At 72.4% G+C, this 15,941-nt stretch carries 16 protein-coding genes; 7 read left to right on the forward strand and 9 right to left on the reverse strand.

Annotation, left to right across the window (positions count from 1 at the left end; all coding sequences use genetic code 11):
- Positions 1-152 precede the first annotated feature (152 nt).
- Entirely contained in the window at positions 153-845 is a 693-nt protein-coding gene (trhA, locus tag ACWCYO_RS03470) for a PAQR family membrane homeostasis protein TrhA (RefSeq protein ID WP_449783200.1), read from the forward strand.
- On the opposite strand, the gene ACWCYO_RS03475 is transcribed toward trhA, so the two are convergent.
- On the reverse strand, positions 816-1,352 hold the full coding sequence (locus tag ACWCYO_RS03475; RefSeq protein WP_449783201.1) for a hypothetical protein: 537 nt from the start codon (positions 1,350-1,352) through the stop codon (positions 816-818). The genes trhA and ACWCYO_RS03475 overlap by 30 nt on opposite strands.
- Positions 1,353-1,662: 310 nt before the next feature.
- Between ACWCYO_RS03475 and ACWCYO_RS03480 the strand changes: the two genes are divergently transcribed.
- Positions 1,663-3,261: an MFS transporter gene (locus ACWCYO_RS03480; protein ID WP_449783202.1), complete on the forward strand. Its 1,599-nt coding sequence runs from the start codon at positions 1,663-1,665 to the stop codon at positions 3,259-3,261.
- An 8-nt stretch (positions 3,262-3,269) separates the two neighbouring features.
- Positions 3,270-3,941 carry an acyl-CoA-like ligand-binding transcription factor gene (locus ACWCYO_RS03485; protein ID WP_270144518.1) on the forward strand — a complete coding sequence of 224 codons (672 nt, stop codon included), beginning with the start codon at positions 3,270-3,272 and terminating at the stop codon, positions 3,939-3,941.
- 83 nt (positions 3,942-4,024) lie between these two features.
- Here ACWCYO_RS03485 and ACWCYO_RS03490 read toward each other — a convergent pair whose 3' ends face one another.
- Positions 4,025-4,921, reverse strand: a complete 897-nt coding sequence (locus ACWCYO_RS03490) for a hypothetical protein (RefSeq protein ID WP_449783203.1) — start codon at positions 4,919-4,921, stop codon at positions 4,025-4,027.
- Between the two features lie 8 nt (positions 4,922-4,929).
- Positions 4,930-5,586 carry a papain-like cysteine protease family protein gene (locus ACWCYO_RS03495; RefSeq protein ID WP_449783204.1) on the reverse strand — a complete coding sequence of 219 codons (657 nt, stop codon included), beginning with the start codon at positions 5,584-5,586 and terminating at the stop codon, positions 4,930-4,932.
- A 277-nt stretch (positions 5,587-5,863) separates the two neighbouring features.
- Here ACWCYO_RS03495 and ACWCYO_RS03500 point away from each other — a divergent pair, with 277 nt between their 5' ends.
- The gene (locus tag ACWCYO_RS03500; protein ID WP_449783215.1) at positions 5,864-6,790 is read left to right on the forward strand and encodes a hypothetical protein; all 927 of its coding nucleotides are present in this window, start codon (positions 5,864-5,866) and stop codon (positions 6,788-6,790) included.
- Between the two features lie 332 nt (positions 6,791-7,122).
- Here the strand turns inward: ACWCYO_RS03500 and ACWCYO_RS03505 are convergent, their stop codons facing one another.
- Entirely contained in the window at positions 7,123-8,799 is a 1,677-nt protein-coding gene (locus ACWCYO_RS03505; protein ID WP_270144524.1) for an alpha/beta hydrolase, read from the reverse strand.
- 87 nt (positions 8,800-8,886) lie between these two features.
- Here ACWCYO_RS03505 and ACWCYO_RS03510 point away from each other — a divergent pair, with 87 nt between their 5' ends.
- The gene (locus ACWCYO_RS03510; protein ID WP_449783205.1) at positions 8,887-9,264 is read left to right on the forward strand and encodes a hypothetical protein; all 378 of its coding nucleotides are present in this window, start codon (positions 8,887-8,889) and stop codon (positions 9,262-9,264) included.
- A gap of 5 nt (positions 9,265-9,269) precedes the next feature.
- Here ACWCYO_RS03510 and ACWCYO_RS03515 read toward each other — a convergent pair whose 3' ends face one another.
- From ACWCYO_RS03515 to mca, 4 genes are all read right to left on the reverse strand, one after another.
- Positions 9,270-10,133 (reverse strand): GNAT family N-acetyltransferase, encoded by an 864-nt coding sequence (locus ACWCYO_RS03515; RefSeq protein ID WP_449783206.1) that lies wholly within the window; start codon positions 10,131-10,133, stop codon positions 9,270-9,272.
- A gap of 39 nt (positions 10,134-10,172) precedes the next feature.
- The gene (locus ACWCYO_RS03520; RefSeq protein WP_449783207.1) at positions 10,173-12,221 is read right to left on the reverse strand and encodes a thioredoxin domain-containing protein; all 2,049 of its coding nucleotides are present in this window, start codon (positions 12,219-12,221) and stop codon (positions 10,173-10,175) included.
- 113 nt (positions 12,222-12,334) lie between these two features.
- A complete protein-coding gene (locus ACWCYO_RS03525; protein ID WP_270144532.1) occupies positions 12,335-12,526 on the reverse strand; it encodes a hypothetical protein in 192 nt (63 codons plus the stop codon).
- A gap of 49 nt (positions 12,527-12,575) precedes the next feature.
- On the reverse strand, positions 12,576-13,481 hold the full coding sequence (gene mca / locus ACWCYO_RS03530) for a mycothiol conjugate amidase Mca (protein WP_270151032.1): 906 nt from the start codon (positions 13,479-13,481) through the stop codon (positions 12,576-12,578).
- Between the two features lie 241 nt (positions 13,482-13,722).
- On the opposite strand from mca, the gene ACWCYO_RS03535 reads away from it, so the two are divergent.
- Together ACWCYO_RS03535 and greA are read left to right on the forward strand one after the other, a co-directional pair.
- Positions 13,723-14,142, forward strand: coding sequence for a DUF4307 domain-containing protein (locus ACWCYO_RS03535; protein ID WP_270144533.1), 420 nt, complete (start codon positions 13,723-13,725; stop codon positions 14,140-14,142).
- A 327-nt stretch (positions 14,143-14,469) separates the two neighbouring features.
- Positions 14,470-14,970, forward strand: coding sequence for a transcription elongation factor GreA (gene greA, locus ACWCYO_RS03540; protein WP_030286600.1), 501 nt, complete (start codon positions 14,470-14,472; stop codon positions 14,968-14,970).
- A gap of 106 nt (positions 14,971-15,076) precedes the next feature.
- Here greA and ACWCYO_RS03545 read toward each other — a convergent pair whose 3' ends face one another.
- The gene (locus ACWCYO_RS03545; protein ID WP_270144536.1) at positions 15,077-15,940 is read right to left on the reverse strand and encodes an ABC transporter permease; all 864 of its coding nucleotides are present in this window, start codon (positions 15,938-15,940) and stop codon (positions 15,077-15,079) included.
- Between the last annotated feature and the right edge of the window lies 1 nt (position 15,941).

Below are 15,941 nucleotides of genomic sequence, written 5' to 3' on the forward strand. Positions count from 1 at the left end.
TACGATTACTAGGCGGTAACAGGTCACTCACGTCCGAGCCGGAGTGCGCGGCGCCACACTTCAAATGCTCCAAAACGTCCAAGAGTGACGATCGCCACTTCCCAACGCGCCAGTAACCTACGGTTCCGTAGGTAGCGGGTAGCATGCCGCCCATGACTGCTGCTGCGCTCGCGGAGAGCACTGGGGAGGACCTGGCCGAGGGCTGGGAGGGCAAGCCGAAGTGGCGCGGCTGGCTGCACGCCGGGATGTTCCCCGCCACCGTCGCCGCCGGGATCGTGCTGATCTGCCTGGCCGACTCCACCCCGGCCAAGATCGCCTGCGCGATCTATTCGGTCAGTGCCTGGCTGCTGTTCGGGGTCAGCGCGGTGTACCACCGCTTCGACTGGGGCCCGCGCGGGGACGCCGTGCTGCGGCGGCTGGACCACGCGAACATCTTCCTGATCATCGCGGGCACCTACACGCCGTTCACGATCCTGCTGCTCAAGGGCGCCGACCAGCAGGTACTGCTCTGGGTGGCCTGGGGCGGGGCGCTCGCCGGCATAGCGTTCCGGGTGTTCTGGGTCGGCGCGCCGCGCTGGCTGTACACGCCCGTGTACATAGCGCTGGGCTGGGCCGCGGCGTTCTTCCTGCCGGACTTCCTGCGCGCCGGCGGGGTCGCCGTACTGGTGCTGATGATCGTCGGCGGGGTGCTCTACAGCATCGGCGGCGTGGTGTACGGCCTCAAGCGGCCCAACCCCTCACCGCGCTGGTTCGGCTTCCACGAGGTGTTCCACGCCTTCACCCTCGGCGCGTTCATCGTCCAGTACATCGGCGTCTCACTGGTGGCGTACAGCACGGCCGGCTGAACCCGGCGCACCACGACGGGCGGTCGACCGGTCCACGGACCGGGCGGCCGCCCGTTCGGCCGTCCAGGGCCGCTCGTACGGAGCCCGGCCCTGCGGGCGGCGCGGGTACGCCGGGTGCTCGGCGACGCCGGACTCCGGCGGCGGGAAGTGCGCCGCCCCCGCCTCGGCCTCCGCCTCCGCCTCCGCCGACTCGGACAGCTCCGAGGTGGCCTCCGGGCGCACCTGTCGGGCGTCCAGCGATTCACGGGCCCGGCGACAGCGCTCGCAGTGGGCGGCGTCCGGGATGCCACGCCGCAGCCGGTGCCCGGCCGGGGAGGCCTGCCGGTGCAGCGCGCGCCACCGGCACCCGACGTACACCATGAGCAGCAGCGTCTCGATCCCGGCGACCACCAGGACCAGCGGTGCGCCATTGATCAGATAGGCCGCGACCACGGCCAGCGCGGAACCCACCACCGCGGCCGCGCCCCACGCCTGGGCACTCGCCCGCCTGTCGTCACTGTCGGCCACTTCGGCTCCCCTTTCCCGGCGCCGGGCTCGTGGTCGGCTCCTGCCGCCCCACCCCTTCTCCGCTCTCGGCACGCGTCCGGCCACCACTGACCGATTGCCACATGGTATCTACCGACAGTCACCCGCGCCCGCCCCGAGGCGGCGAACGGCAGATCAACGTTGCGTCAATTCCTCGTGCGGAAGAAGCACTTCCAGGACACATGACGGAGAGTGTCCATTCGATCACATGGCTTTCATGTTGACGGTCGACCTCTTTTGAGAGTTACTGTCATTTGACAGAGACTTTCTTCCGGGGATCCTGGAGGCCGCCGTGCCCGCCGCTCCGCCCACACCCGCCACCGCCGCTGAAGCCGCTGACGCCGACCCACGCCGCTGGCTCGCCCTGGTCGCCGTCGCCCTGAGCGTCCTGGTGATCAGCTTCGACATGACGATCCTCAATGTCGCCCTGCCCACCCTGGCCTCCCAGCTGCAGGCCGGCACCGGACAGCAGCAGTGGATCGTCGACGCCTACACCCTGGTCTTCGCCGCCGTGATGCTCCCGGCCGGCCTGCTCGGCGACCGGTACGGCCGGCGCCGCACCCTCACCACCGGTCTCGCCCTGTTCGGACTCGCCTCCGGCATCGGGATGCTCACCGGCTCCCCCGGCACCCTGATCGCCGCCCGCGCCGCGATGGGCCTGGCCGGAGCGCTGGTCATGCCGATGTCACTGGCGGTGATCCCCGGGCTCTTCCCGACCGCCGAACAGCGCCGGGCCACAGCGATCCTCACCGCCGCCATCGCCGGCGGCGCCCCGCTCGGACCGCTGATCGGCGGCCTGCTGCTCCAGCACTTCTGGTGGGGCGCGGTCTTCGCGGTCAACGTCCCGCTGACCGCAGTCGGCATCATCGCCTGCGTCCTGCTGCTGCCCGAGAGTCGCAACCCCGCCGCGCCCCGGATGGACCTGCCCGGCACCGCGCTCGCCGCCACCGGGCTCGGCGCGCTCACCTACGGAATCATCGAGGGCGCCGACCGCGGCTGGACCGACCCGCTGGTGCTCGCCACCCTGATCGGCTCGGTCCTCCTGCTCACCGCACTCGTGCTGCGCAGCCGCCGCCAACCCGACCCGATGCTCGACCTCACCCTGCTCGCCGACCGGACCTTCCGCTGGTCCGCGCTCGCCGCCACGCTGATCTCGCTCGTCCTGTTCGGCGCCTTCTTCGTTCTGCCGCTCTACTTCCAGAGCGTGCTCGGCACCGACGCCCTCGGCTCCGGGCTGCGGCTGATGCCGATGATGCTCGGCCTGATGGTCGCCGCCAAGCTCACCGAACGGCTGGTGACGCGGATCGGCCCCCGGGCGGTGATCACCCTGGGCCTCGCCCTGCTCGGCGCCGCGCTGCTGTTCGGCAGCCGTACCGACAGCTCCGACGGGTACGGGCGGGCCGCGATCTGGCTCACCGTCCTCGGCCTGGGCATGGGCCTGTCGCTGATCACCGCCCAGGCCTCCGCCCTGATCACCCTGCCGCCCGCCCGGGCCGGGATCGGCTCCGGACTGCTCCAGACCCTGCGGCAGGTCGGCGGCGCGATCGGGATCGCCGCCTTCGGCAGCCTGCTGGCCGGGGCGTACCGCGGCGCGCTGGGCACCGGCGGACTGCCGGCCGAGGCTGCGCACCGGGCCGGGAAGTCGGTGGTCGCCGCCGACGCCATCGCCCGGGAGACCGGACGGCCGGCGCTCAGCGCCGCCGCGCACGCCGCGTACGTGCACGGCATGACGGTGGTGCTGCTGGTCGCCGGGCTGGTCGCGGTCGGCTCGGCGATGCTGGTCGCGGCCCGGATGCCCGCCGCGGAGCCGGCGGGTGCCGGTGCGGCCGGGGAGCCCGCGGACGCCGGTGCGGCCGGGGCCGAACCCGCCCCCGCCGGAGATCGCCGATAATCGGGGACATGACGACCGGGGACACGAAGACCGAGCAGTCGACCGCGGCCCTCCCCGACGCCCCGACCAATCCGGTCCAGGCGCTGCTGGAGGCGCCGCTGTCGCTGCGCGAGCGCAAGAAGCTGAAGACCCGGCAGACCGTGCGCCGCGAGGCGTACCGGCTGTTCTCCGAGCAGGGCTACGAGAACACCACGGTGGAGCAGATCGCGGCCGCCGCCGAGATCTCCCCGTCCACCTTCTTCCGGTACTTCGCCACCAAGGACGACCTCGTCCTCACCGACGAGTACGACCCGGCGATGATCGCCGCCCTGCTGGACCGCCCGGCCGACGAACCGTTCCTGCGGTCCTGCCGGGAGACCCTCATCGGCCTGATCCGCGACCTGCTCCAGCACGAGCGCCAGGAACTGCTGACCCGGATGCGGCTGATCACCGAGGTCCCCGCGCTGCGCGCCGGACTGTTCCGGGCCGGCAACAGCACCCACGAGCTCTACCTCTCCGTCCTCACCCGACGGGCCGGCCTCGAGGAACCCACCTACGACATGCTGGTCACCGCCGCCGCCATCGGCGCCGCCACCACCGAGGCCGTCCTGCAGTGGGCCGCGGGCGACGGCCGGGAGGACCTCGCCGAGCTGGTCGACCGCACCTTCGCGCTGCTGGAGAGCGGTTTCGCCGGGGTGTGAGCGGGCGTGCACGCGGGTGAGGGGGCGACGGCGGTGTGGGGCCCGGCTCGTTGAGCCGGGCCCCGGTGGGGGTGTCCGCCCGATCAGCGGGTCGCCCGCTTCCGTCGCAGCACCGCGCCGGCGCGCGCGGCCACCAGTGCGGTGGCACCCAGCGCCGTGGCTGCCGTCACGGCCGGGATCGCCGAGCCGCCGTCCGCCGCGGGCTGCGCCGCGGCTTCGAGTGCGGCGTTGGGTGCGGCTCCGGGTGCGGCGTTGGGTGCGGCGTCCAGCCGGTAGCCGCCGCCCTTGCCCGCCCGGTCGTACGCCGAGCCGGGCAGTTTGTCGCCGTACCGCTGGTGCACCAGCTTCTGGTACGCGGCCAGCGACACCCCGTCCGCGCCCACCGAGCGCCGGGCCTCGTCGTCCAGCGGCAGCACCCGGCCGTCGCGCAGCACGTACCAGGCGTTGACCTGCGGCTCCCGGAACGCCGTACCGCCGCCGTCCGCCGCCTTCGCCGCGTAGTCGCTCTCGTCGCCGCCGGAGGCGATGTTGACGACCCGCCAGGAGTCGCCCTGGCGGACGGTCCAGACCGAGGCGGTCTGCCCGTCCGCCGCGACCACCTTGCTCGCCGTGAACTCGGCCTTCGCCACCGGTGCGCCCGGGGTGCCGGCCACGAAACCGGCGTCCAGGGTGTAGACCGGCACGGTGTCCCCGGCCAGGCGGGGCGCCGCGTCCTGCGCCGCCTTCGCCTCCTCGGCGGCGCCGATGGTCAGCTGCTGGGTCGGCGGGACACCCCTGCGGGCGAAGAAGTGGCCCACCTTGTCGAGCACCGACGGGTCCTGGACCGCGCTGTGGGCCCGGGCCAGGTCGGCGGTGGGGACGGGCACGGGGGCGCCCGGTGCGGGGGTGTCGGCGTGCGCGGCCGGGGCGAGCGCCAGCGCGAGGCCGACGGCGAGCAGGGCGGTGACGGCGGCCCGACGGGGCCTGATGAGCTCGGTCATGGTCGTCCTCACGCGCCGATCCGGTACAGGGAGTGGGTCCACGAGAACGTGTCGTTGTTCACGTAGTACCAGTAGTCCGCCCAGTTGTAGCGGTAGTTGGACGGCCACGGGTCGCCCCAGTAGACCCAGTTGTTGCCGGTGTCGTAGCCGTACAGGACGTGCATGTGCCCGCCGCCCGAACTCCACTGGATGCGCGTCTCGACCGGCCGGTTGGCGTCCACCTCGGACTGCACGGTGCTGTAGCGCAGGTACCCGGTGACGTACGAGCCCGGGTTGATGCCGATCCAGTCCAGCCCGTTCTGCACGTCCGCCAGCGTGGCCTGGCTGTTGGGGCAGCTGGAGTCGATCGAGCGGCCGAACGCGGCGTTGCAGAACTGGTTCTGGCTGTAGTCGTAGCCGAACCAGGTGGCGATGGTGTTCCCGCTCGCCGCCCAGCACCAGTTGGTCTGCTGTTGCTGCTGCATGGTGATGTTGAGCTTCTTGTACGTGCCGGCCAGGTCGGCCGTACTGCCGGGGGCCGCCGCCCGGTGGACCTGGTGTGCGGCCCGGTCCTGGGCGGGGGCGGCGGCCGCGGGGGTGGCCACCGCTGCGGTGAGCGCCGGACCGAGCACGCCCAGGGCGAGCAGGGCGACCGCGCGGCGCAGCCGTATCCGTGGAACTGGCATGTGGGGATGCCTCCTTGCGCGAGTGGAGCGAGGTGCTGTGTGGGGGCGCGGTCCGGATCGCGCCCTGAGCATCGCGCCGTTGTCGGAGGCTGGTCAACGGCCCTGGACGGGGCTCGATCACGGTGTGAACGGAGCGGTCCGGATGTGAACGGCGCCGGGGAAACCGCAGCGCGAGACGCCCGGACCGGTGACAAACCGCCGCACGGATGTGAATATTCACGGTCAAAACCCGCACCACGCCGACCGGTTACCAGATCCGACCAGCCAGGAGGCCGCCATCCACCGAAGCGACCCAGCCGACCTCGCCGCGGCCCTGCGCACCGGCCCGTTCCACCTCGCCCTGCGCACCGCCATCGCCACCCGCGGCCTCGCCCTGCACCGCATCCGCCGCCACCTCGCCCTGCGTGGCGTCAACATCGGCCTCACCAGCCTCAGTTACTGGCAGCAGGGCCGACGCCGCCCCGAACGACCCGAGTCACTGCGCGCCGTCGCCGCCCTCGAGGAGGTCCTCGATCTGCCCGAACACTCCCTCACCCGACTGCTCGGCCCCCGCCGCGCGACCGTCGCCGTCGGACCGCCGGTACGCCCGTACCGCGACCTGATCTCCCCGGCCACCGCCGTCGACCACCTGCTCGCCACCCTGGCCAGCCCCCGCGACACCGGCCTGCACACCATCACCCACATCGAACGCGTCCGGATCGGCCCCGACCGTCAGGTCACCCGCCGCGACTCCCAACACGCCCTGCGCGCCCACCGCGACGGCATCGACCGCTACCTCGCCCTCTACCAGGGCGACCCGGGCAGCGACATCACCCGGGTCGGCGTCCGCGCCGAGGAGAACTGCCGCCCCGGCCGCATCCGCCGCGACCGCACCCACCAGCTCCTCGCCGCCGAACTCCTCCTCGACCGCCGGCTCCGCGCCGGCGACACCCACCTCCTCGGCTACGGCTTCGACGACGCCCCCTCCCCCGAACCCAGCTGCGAATACGTCCGCGGCTTCAACTCCGGCGCCGGCCAGTACGTCCTCCAGATCACCTTCCATCCCACCGCCCTGCCGGTGCGCTGCCACCGCTTCGCTCTGCACTCCCCCGGCGAAGCCCCGTACGAGACGGAGGAGTTGACGCTCGACGGACATCGCTGCGTCCACCTGGTGGCGACAGCGGTGCGGCCGTGCATCCTGGGGATCCGGTGGGACTGGGATTGAGGGGGGCAATCAGTGCGACCAGTACGGGTCGTCGAGGTCGGGGGCGGGAACGCGGCCAGCCGGCCGCTCACCGATCGGAGGGGCTCCGTAGTCCTTCTCAGGCTGGTAGTGCACCCCGAGGGCATCCGCGCCCGGCCACCGTCACGGCCGGGTCGTCCGTGACGGTCGTCACCGAGAGCGTGAACAGGATGTCACCGCGCCCGGAGCGATGAAGCTCGGTGTAGTGCGTCGCCCGACTGCCCGTAGTGGTGTCGAACCGCCGGCGATCCCCGCCCCGGTGGCCAGGACGAGCACCGTCACCACGGAACAACCCAGCCTGCGTCGCGGCCGCTTCATCCGCGTCGACCCTGCAGTTTGACGCCCCCGCTGCCCGTGACGACGGCCGCGATGTTGTCCAGCGAGGGCCCGCCCCTCCCGTTCAGGTACTTGGTGTGCGCGTCGATGGGGTTGCCACGGCTCCAGTCGTCGACGGTGAAGCGGTTCGCGCCGAAGTGCTTGCTCGACGGGTCCCGTCCGTACCAGCGCTCGTCCGGGTCGAGGCTGAACTTCGACGGGGCGTGCGTCACGACGTCGTTGTCGGCGGCACCGACCCACACGTGACCGGCGGGCATCGTGAGGTCAGCGGCCTTGTCCACGCCGACGCCCGGGCTACCGATGAAGACCACATCATCCGGGGGCACGTAGCGCGAGCCCGGCTGGGCGGCCAGCTTGGTGGCCTGGCCGACCAAGTACGAACCGTAGCTGTGCCCGACCGCAGTGACGTGCGGTGGCTGAGCGCCCTCGTGGCTCGCCCGCACCCCGCTGAGGAACTGGGCGTACGCCGGGGCGCCGTCCTTGCCCGCCTTCGTCGATGCGGCCCCGAAGTCCATCCCCGGCGAGTCGTACCCGAGCCAGACGACCGAGGCTACGGAGTGACCGGCCGGAGCCTTGCCGCTCGCGGCGCGGTAGAGGTTCAGCGCGTTCTCCGCCTCGTTGGTCCCGTCGTTCTTCCCTGGCCCGAGGCTGGCCATTGTGGTCGTGATTCCCGGCACGTAGGAGGAGATGTCGGTGGCGGTGTCCGGGTTCCCGAACGAGAGGACCGCCCGTCCCTGGCCCTCGCTGCCGAGGCCCAGCAGGTAGATCGGCGGGTCACCCTTGCTGTCGGCAAGGCGGGCGGCGATCGGCCCGTAGAGGGCGAGGTTCGCCTTGTCGCTTGAGTCCAGCGGCTGGCCCAGCTTGTGCTTGGTCCTGATGGGCTCCATCAGGTCCCCCAGGTACTTGCGGTTCACCTGGTCCCGGATCTCCGCTGGAATCCCGTCGAGATTGCCGAGCACCTCCGGGTGGTGGCTCAGGTACCACTGCTGGCCCTGCGGGCCGAGCCCCTTCCACCAGGAGTTGACCTCGGTGGGGGGCGCGTCCTTGAGGGGCATGTTCCACTGCCACGCCGGGTCGGACGCATCGCCGAACTGGTCCATGTACGCGTCGGCACCGGCCGTCTTCTCGTCCAGGCCCGACTTGTCCTTGGCATGCCCCGCGAACCTGTTGAGCGTGCCGGTCAGGGCGCTGTCGGCCTCCGCCGCGTCGGCCAGGGCCTTGGCGATCTGCTTGCTGATCCCGTCGGCAGCCGTCTTCTGCTTGGTCTCCCAGTCCGGAGCCTGGTACGGGTTGGTCGACGCGGGCCAGCTCACGGCACCGGTGTCACTGACCGTGAAGCCCTTGGTCCGCGCATCGGACAGCGCATTGGTGAGCCTGCCCTGGGCGAGCGTCATGGCGTCGGCGCAGTCGCGGATCCCCTTGCCGACGAGGCCGAGCTCCGTCGCCGCCGCGCGCATCTTGCCGGTGAGGCCGTCGAGCACCGGCATCGCGGCGTCGGCCGTCGGCCCGGTCCACCGGGAACCGTGGACCCGGTCGGCGGTCCCGCACTTCCAGTCCGTGGCGTGCTGCGACAACGCCTTGGCCAGCGTGTCGTACGCCCCCGCCGCCGTGTAGAGGTCCGCCGGTTTGGCGTTCCGCAGGCTTGCGATGTCCATCCCCAGGCCCCCTGTACGCCCTGTGTCTCCCGCGACACTCACGGCTACCATAGCGTCCGCAGGGGGCAGTGATGTCAGGGGGAACCGATGGGGCAGGATCCGGGATTCACGGTCAAACCGGGCGAGTTGACCGCCGCCGGGAACAACGCGCTGACGGTGGCCGGGAAGGTCCCCGAGGAGACCGCGAAGCTGGCCGAGCCCAGCGCCACGGCCGCCGGGAGCCTGGCCGGCTGGCAGAGCGGAGCGGCGCTGACGGGGTGCAGCAGTGCCTGGAAGGCACTGCTGGACGGGCTCTCCACCGACATGAAGACGGCCGGCGGCCATCTGATCACCTGCGCGCACGACTACCAGAACGCCGACCACCTGCCGTCGCCGACCACCGCGACGACGGCCTCCACCCCCTTCGACCCCTTCGAGACGAAGGTGGTCGGCGTGACCGGCGGCCACCTCACCGAGGACGCGTAACCGCCCTACCGCGCCCGGAAGTCCAGCACCAGGCAGTCCTCCACCGGCCGGTAGCCGATCTGCTGGTAGATGGAGTTGCTGGTCGGGTTGTCGAGGTCGGTGTAGAGCAGCACCTCCTGTGCCCCCAGGCCGAGGACGTGGGCGGACGCGGCCGCGGTCACGGCGCTGGCGTAGCCGCGACCGCGGAGGTCGGCAGGCGTGTAGACCGGGCCGATGCGGGACATCCCGGCGAGCACCGGGGTGCTGCCGGCCAGGGCGACCGGGCTGCCCGCGTCCTCCCAGAGGTGGAGGCCGCCGGACGCGATCCGGTCGTCCACCGTGCGTGTCACGTCGTGGAGCGGAATCTTCACTTCGAGCAGGAACTCCTGCCACCAGCGGATCGCCAGCTCCCGGTCGGCCGGCTCGGCGAGCCGGGGGTGGCCGGCCGGTGGGCGGGGCGGGTCGGTCAACTCGCCGAGCCGGTAGAGCCGTTCCTCAGCGCGGACGGACTGCCCGGCGCCGGTGGCGGCCGTCCAGGCCTCGGCGAAGGCCCGGACCGGCTCCACTCCCCCGCCGACGCCGGCGACCTCGGTGAACTCCGGCCCGGCCGCGGCCAGCCGGACCGCCAGCTCGGCGGCCGCGGCCCGCGGCATGGCGGACAGCCGGGGCGCGAACGGCGGTGTCTGGAGGAAGGCGCCCTCGACCGGGCCGCCCGGCTCGGCCTGCCACCAGCCGAAGACCGGCGGCCACTCCCCGAACACGGAGGGCCCGGCTTCGGCGAGCCGGTGGAGGACGGTGAGCAGGACGGTGTTCTCGGCGGGGCGGGCGGCCAGGAAGGCCGCCGCCCGGCCGCGGAAGTCGTCGAGCGAGGTGCTGAGGGTCCAGGCCATGGCCCATCCTCGCCCCGCTCGACGCCCGCCCGCCAACGATTATTCGAGTACGACGCCCAGCCGCTCGCCGAGCACCGCGGGATCGGTGGTCGGCGCCTCGCAGGCGAAGTGCCGGCAGACGTAGGCGGCGGGCGCGCCGCCGACCAGCGGCCGGTCCGCCAGCAGCGGAACCTCCGCGGCGGCCTCTCCCGGTGCGCCGACCGCGACCACCGCCCCGGGCGCCGTGCCCCGCAGCGCGGCCCGGCGCAGCGCCGCGGTGGCCGGGTCGTCGGCGGGGCCGACGACGGCGACCTCGCGCGGCCCGTCCTGCAGCGCCTCGGCGACGGCCAGGCCCCAGCCGATGAACCGCGGCGCCCGCCCGGCCAGTGCGCCGACGATGCCGAGGGCGCGTTCGGCGGCCGTGCGGTGCCGGTCGGAGCCGGTGTACGCGGCGTAGCCGAGCAGGGCTCCGGCGGCCGCGGTCCAGCCGGACGGGGTGGCGTTGTCGGTCGGGTCCTGGGGGCGGCGGATGAGCTGCTCGGCGTCGTCGGCGGTGTCGTAGAGGGCGCCGGAGGTCTCGTCGGTGAAGTGCTTGAGCACGGTGTCGAGCAGGCCGCCCGCCAGCTGGAGCCACTCCGCCTCGCCGGTGACGGCGTACAGCGCCAGGAAGCCCTCGGCGGTGTCCGCGTAGTCCTCCAGGACGCCGGCGTTGGTGCCGGGGCGGCCGTCCCGGGAGGTGCGCAGCAGCCGCCCGTCGGGGGTGAGGTGGACGGCGAGCAGCAGGTCGGCGGCGCTTTCGGCGGCCTCGACGAGGTCGGGGCGCTCCAGCAGGGCGCCGGTCTCGGCGAGCGCGGCGATGGCGAGGCCGTTCCAGGCGGCGACCACCTTGTCGTCCCGGGCCGGTGCGGGCCGGGAGGCCCGGGCCTGGAACATCCGGCGCCGGATCTCCTCGTACTCGGTGAAGTCCTCGGGCTCGGCGAGGAGTTGGAGCACCGACGTCCCGTGCTCGAAGGTGCCGTCGGCGGTGACGGTGAACAGCCGGGCGGCGGTGGCCGCGTCGGCCGGTCCGAGCAGGTCGACCAACTGGCCGGGCTCCCAGACGTAGTAGGCGCCCTCGGCCGCGGCGCCGGTCTCCTCGTCCAGGCTGTCGGCGTCCAGCGCGGAGGCGAACGCGCCCTCGGGGGTGCGGAGTTCGCGCAGCAGGAAGTCCGCCGTCGACAGCGCGACCCGGCGGGCGAGTTCGGAGCCGGTGGACCGCCACAGGTGCAGGTAGGCCCGCAGCAGCAGGGCGTTGTCGTACAGCATCTTCTCGAAGTGCGGCACCACCCAGCCGGCGTCCACCGCGTACCGGGCGAAGCCGCCGCCGAGCTGGTCGTGGATGCCGCCGCGGGCCATCGCCTCACCGGTGCGGACGGCCATCTCCAGCGCCGCCTCCGATCCGGTCCGGGCGTGGTGGCGCAGCAGGAACTCGATCACCATGGCCGGCGGGAACTTGGGCGCCCCGCCGAAGCCGCCGCGGCTCTGGTCGAACTCCCGGCTGAGGGTCACCAGCGCCTGGTGCAGGTCCGCCTCACCGGGCGGGTTGTGGGCGCCGGCCGAGTAGACGGAGGCCCGCTCGGCCAGGTCGGCCCGGATCCGCCCGGCGACCTCCCCCACCTCCTGCCGCCGGTCCCGCCAGGCCGCGTCCACGCCCTCCAGCACCTGCCGGAAGGACGGCATCCCGTGCCGGGGCTGCGGCGGGAAGTACGTACCGAAGTAGAACGGCTCCTTGTCCGGCGTGAGGAAGACCGTCATCGGCCAGCCGCCCTGCCCGGTCGCGGCCTGCACGGCCTCCATGTACACCGCGTCGACGTCCGGCCGCTCCTCCCGGTCCACCTTGACCGCGACGAACCGCTCGTTCAGGTACCCGGCGAGCCCGGCGTCCTCGAAGCTCTCGTGCGCCATCACATGACACCAGTGACACGCCGCGTACCCGACGCTCAGCAGCACGGGCACCCCCCGCCGCTCGGCCTCGGCGAAGGCCTCCGGCCCCCACGGCCACCAGTCGACCGGGTTCTCGGCATGCTGCAGCAGGTACGGCGAGGTCGCGTCCGCGAGACGGTTCGGCATGCCCCCATCCTCGCGCATCGCCCCCCACCCACACGTCAGGCCGGTCCGGACCCGGCCGAGTCCGCCGACGGCCGGTCCCCCCGCGGCTGACGGCGGGGGCCGGCCGCGGCGGGTCACTCCTTGGGGGCCTCCGGCTCCTCCGTGAAGTCGACCTTCTTGAACTGCCGGTTCATCGACTTGGCCAGGAACCACGTCGCCACGCCGAGGGCGGCGAAGACGACGAAGCCGAGGAGACCGGGGGTGACCTTGGCGTCGTCGACGGCGAGGTCAGCGGCGAGGTGGATGAGGTTCACGGGGGCGCTCATATCTCTATGGTGGCCCGGCTCACGCCGAGCCGGGCCGTCGGGGGGTGGGTCAGTCGCGCGCGTCGACGGCCTCGGCCGCCAGGGTGGGGGTGCGCAGTCCGGCGAACAGGTCGTCCTCCGGGAGGTCCACGTCAATCAGGGTACGGGCGAGCTCGTAGTCCTCGGTGGGCCAGACCTCGCGCTGGACCTCCAGGGGGACGCGGAACCACGGGCCGTCCGGGTCGATCTGGGTGGCGTGGGCGATCAGCGCGCGGTCGCGGGTCTCGAACCAGTCGTCGCAGCGGACCCGGGTGGTGATCTCGCGCTCCTTGCGGCCGCTCTTCTCCCAGCCGGCGATCCACTCGCCGTACGGGGAGTCCTGGCCGCGCTCGGTGAGGTACTGGTGGAGAGCGCGGATGCGGCCCATCGGGAAGCCGTGGTTGTAGTACAGCTTGAGCGGCTGCCAGGGCTCGCCGGCCTCGGGGTACGCGTCCGGGTCACCGGCGGCGTCGAAGGCCAGCATGGTGATCTTGTGGGTCATGATGTGGTCCGGGTGCGGGTAGCCGCCGTTCTCGTCGTAGGTCGTGATGACCTGCGGCTTGAACTCGCGGATCAGCCGGACCAGCGGCTCGGCCGCCTCCTTGACGTCCTGCAGGGCGAAGCAGCCCTCGGGCAGCGGGGGCAGCGGGTCGCCCTCCGGCAGGCCGGAGTCGACGAAGCCCAGCCAGGCCTGCTTGACGCCGAGGATCGCCCGCGCCTCGTCCATCTCCTTGCGGCGCACCTCGTGGATGTTCGCCTCGATGTACGGGTCCCCCTGGAGCTTGGGGTTGAGGACCGACCCGCGCTCGCCCCCCGTGCAGGTGGCCACGAGCACGTCCACACCCTGCTCGACGTACCTGGCCATGGTGGCCGCGCCCTTGCTGGACTCGTCGTCCGGGTGGGCGTGCACCGCCATCAGTCGCAACTGCTCAGTCAACGCCTTGCGTTCCTTCCACGTCATCGGGCGTTCCGCGAAGTCCGGTCAGCCCACCGTACGAACCGCTCACTTGGGGACCGCGTCGCCGCAAGGCCCGGCCCGCGGCAGGTCTCCGGCGCGGCCGAGCCCCGCCCCCGCCGGACCGGCCGCGGGCGTGCCCCTCCTATAGTGACGGACTGGGAGACCGTGGCATTCCCCCGCACCGCCCGCGCGGCCCCTCCCGAGGAGAGGACGAAGTCCGATGACTGCACAGAGCACCGCCACGCAGCTGCCCGAGGGGCGCTACGGCCGGCGCGACGACGGCGACTCGGACCGCCGCCTGAAGGTGGTCGGCGCGGTCTGCGGCGTGCTCGGGCTGGGCCTGATCGCCTGGCTGGGCGGCTCCTACCTGCTGCGCGAGTCCAAGATCAACGGCTCGGTGCCGACCTTCCAGGTGCTCTCCGACTCCGAGGTGCAGCTGCACCTGACCGTGAGCAAGAGCGACGGCACGGCCGGTACCTGTACGGTCCGCTCGCAGAGCGACGACCACGCGGTGGTCGGGGTGGCCGACTTCCCGGTCCCGGCGGCCGGGTCGAGCTACGACGCCACCGTCACCCTGCGCACCACCGCCCGCGGCACCACCGCCGAGCTGCTGGGCTGCACCCCGGCGAAGGCGAAGTAGACCGGGACGCAGGGCCGGGAGGTACGCCGGCAAGCAGGCCAGGAGGAGACGGGGAACGGCCCGGGGACGCATACTCGTCCGACAGAACGGGCATCCGTAGGAAGTCCCGCACCCGGTTCCTGTACACCGTGGCGTAACGCCACCGTCAATGCCACGACAACGGCTCTCCCGCTTGTCGGCAGGACTTGTTAGGCTCGTGGTTTCGCCCCTTCCGCACCGGATGGTACGGGAGCGGGCGTTGCTTTGTAGTTAAGACCGATATCACCGACGACCCTGCTGACGACTCACACCCTCAGCACAGCCCCCCAGCACCTACGAGGAGCACCCGTGACCCAGACCAGTGAGAACGTGACCTGGCTCACTCAGGCCGGCTACGACCAGCTCAAGGCCGAGCTGGATCACCTGACCGGGCCCTGGCGCATCGAGATCGCCCAGAAGATCGAGGCGGCGCGCGAGGAGGGCGACCTCAAGGAGAACGCCGGCTACCACGCGGCGAAGGAGGAGCAGGGCAAGTACGAGCTGCGCATCCGCCAGCTGACCCAGCTGCTGGAGCGCGCCAAGGTCGGCGAGGCCCCGGCCGACTCCGGCGTGGTGGCCCCGGGCATGGTCGTCACGGTCGCCTTCGACGGCGACGAGGACGACCTCATGGAGTTCCTGCTCGCCTCGCGCGAGGTGGCGGGCGCCGACGACCTGGACGTCTACTCGCCGCAGTCGCCGCTGGGCCGCGCGATCGACGGCAAGAAGATCGGCGACGAGGCCACCTACGAGCTGCCGAACGGCAAGCCGGCCATGGTGAAGATCGTCAAGGTCGTGCCGCACGCCGGCTGATCCGACCCTCGAACACCGCCGAGGGCGGCCGCGGAGTCCACCAGGACCCCGTGGCCGCCCTCGGGCGTTTCCAGCGGTGACGTTTCACCCCACGGTCACCACGAGGTCACCCCACGGCCGAGCGGTACTTGCGCACCGACAGCCAGGAGAACACCGCCGTGATCACCAGCGACCACAGCGCCGACACCAGCGCCGCGTGCTGCATCGGCCAGGCGCTGTCCACCGGCCCGACCTGGTTGCCGAAGAGGTCCCGGCAGGCCTGCACCGTCGCGCTGAACGGGTTCCAGTAGGCGACGCCCTGCAGCCAGCCCGGCATCGAGCTGACCGGCACGAAGGCGTTGGACACGAAGGTCAGCGGGAACAGCCAGATCAGCCCGGCCGAGGTGGCCGCCTCGGGGCTGCGCACCGACAGTCCGATCAGCGCACCGATCCAGGAGAAGGCGTAGCCGAGCAGGAGCAGCAGCCCGAAGGCGCCGAGCGCCTTGAGCGCCCCGTCGTGGATCCGCCAGCCGACCGCCAGCGCGACCAACGCCAGCACGATCACGGTGAACGCGGTCTGACACAGGTCCGCGAGGGTGCGGCCGACCAGCACCGCCGAGCGGGCCATCGGCAACGAGCGGAAGCGGTCCACCAGGCCCTTGGTCATGTCCTCCGCGATGCCGGCCGAGGCGCCGGCGGTGGCGAAGGTGACGGTCTGGGCGAAGATGCCGGCCATCAGGAACTGGATGTAGGTGTCGGAGCTCGAGCTCGCCCCGGGGATCTTGATCGCCCCGCCCATGACGTACGAGAACAGCAGCACGAACATGACCGGCTGCATGAGCCCGAACACCACGATCTCGGGGATCCGCGACATCCGGCGGAGGTTGCGCTTGGCGACCACCCAGGAGTCGTGCAAGGTCGCGGACAGGCCCCGGCGGGGCGTGGGCATCGCGGCGCCGATGGCGTGCTCGGTGGCCGTGCTGGTGCTCATC

Source organism: Kitasatospora sp. NPDC001683, assembly GCF_053596495.1.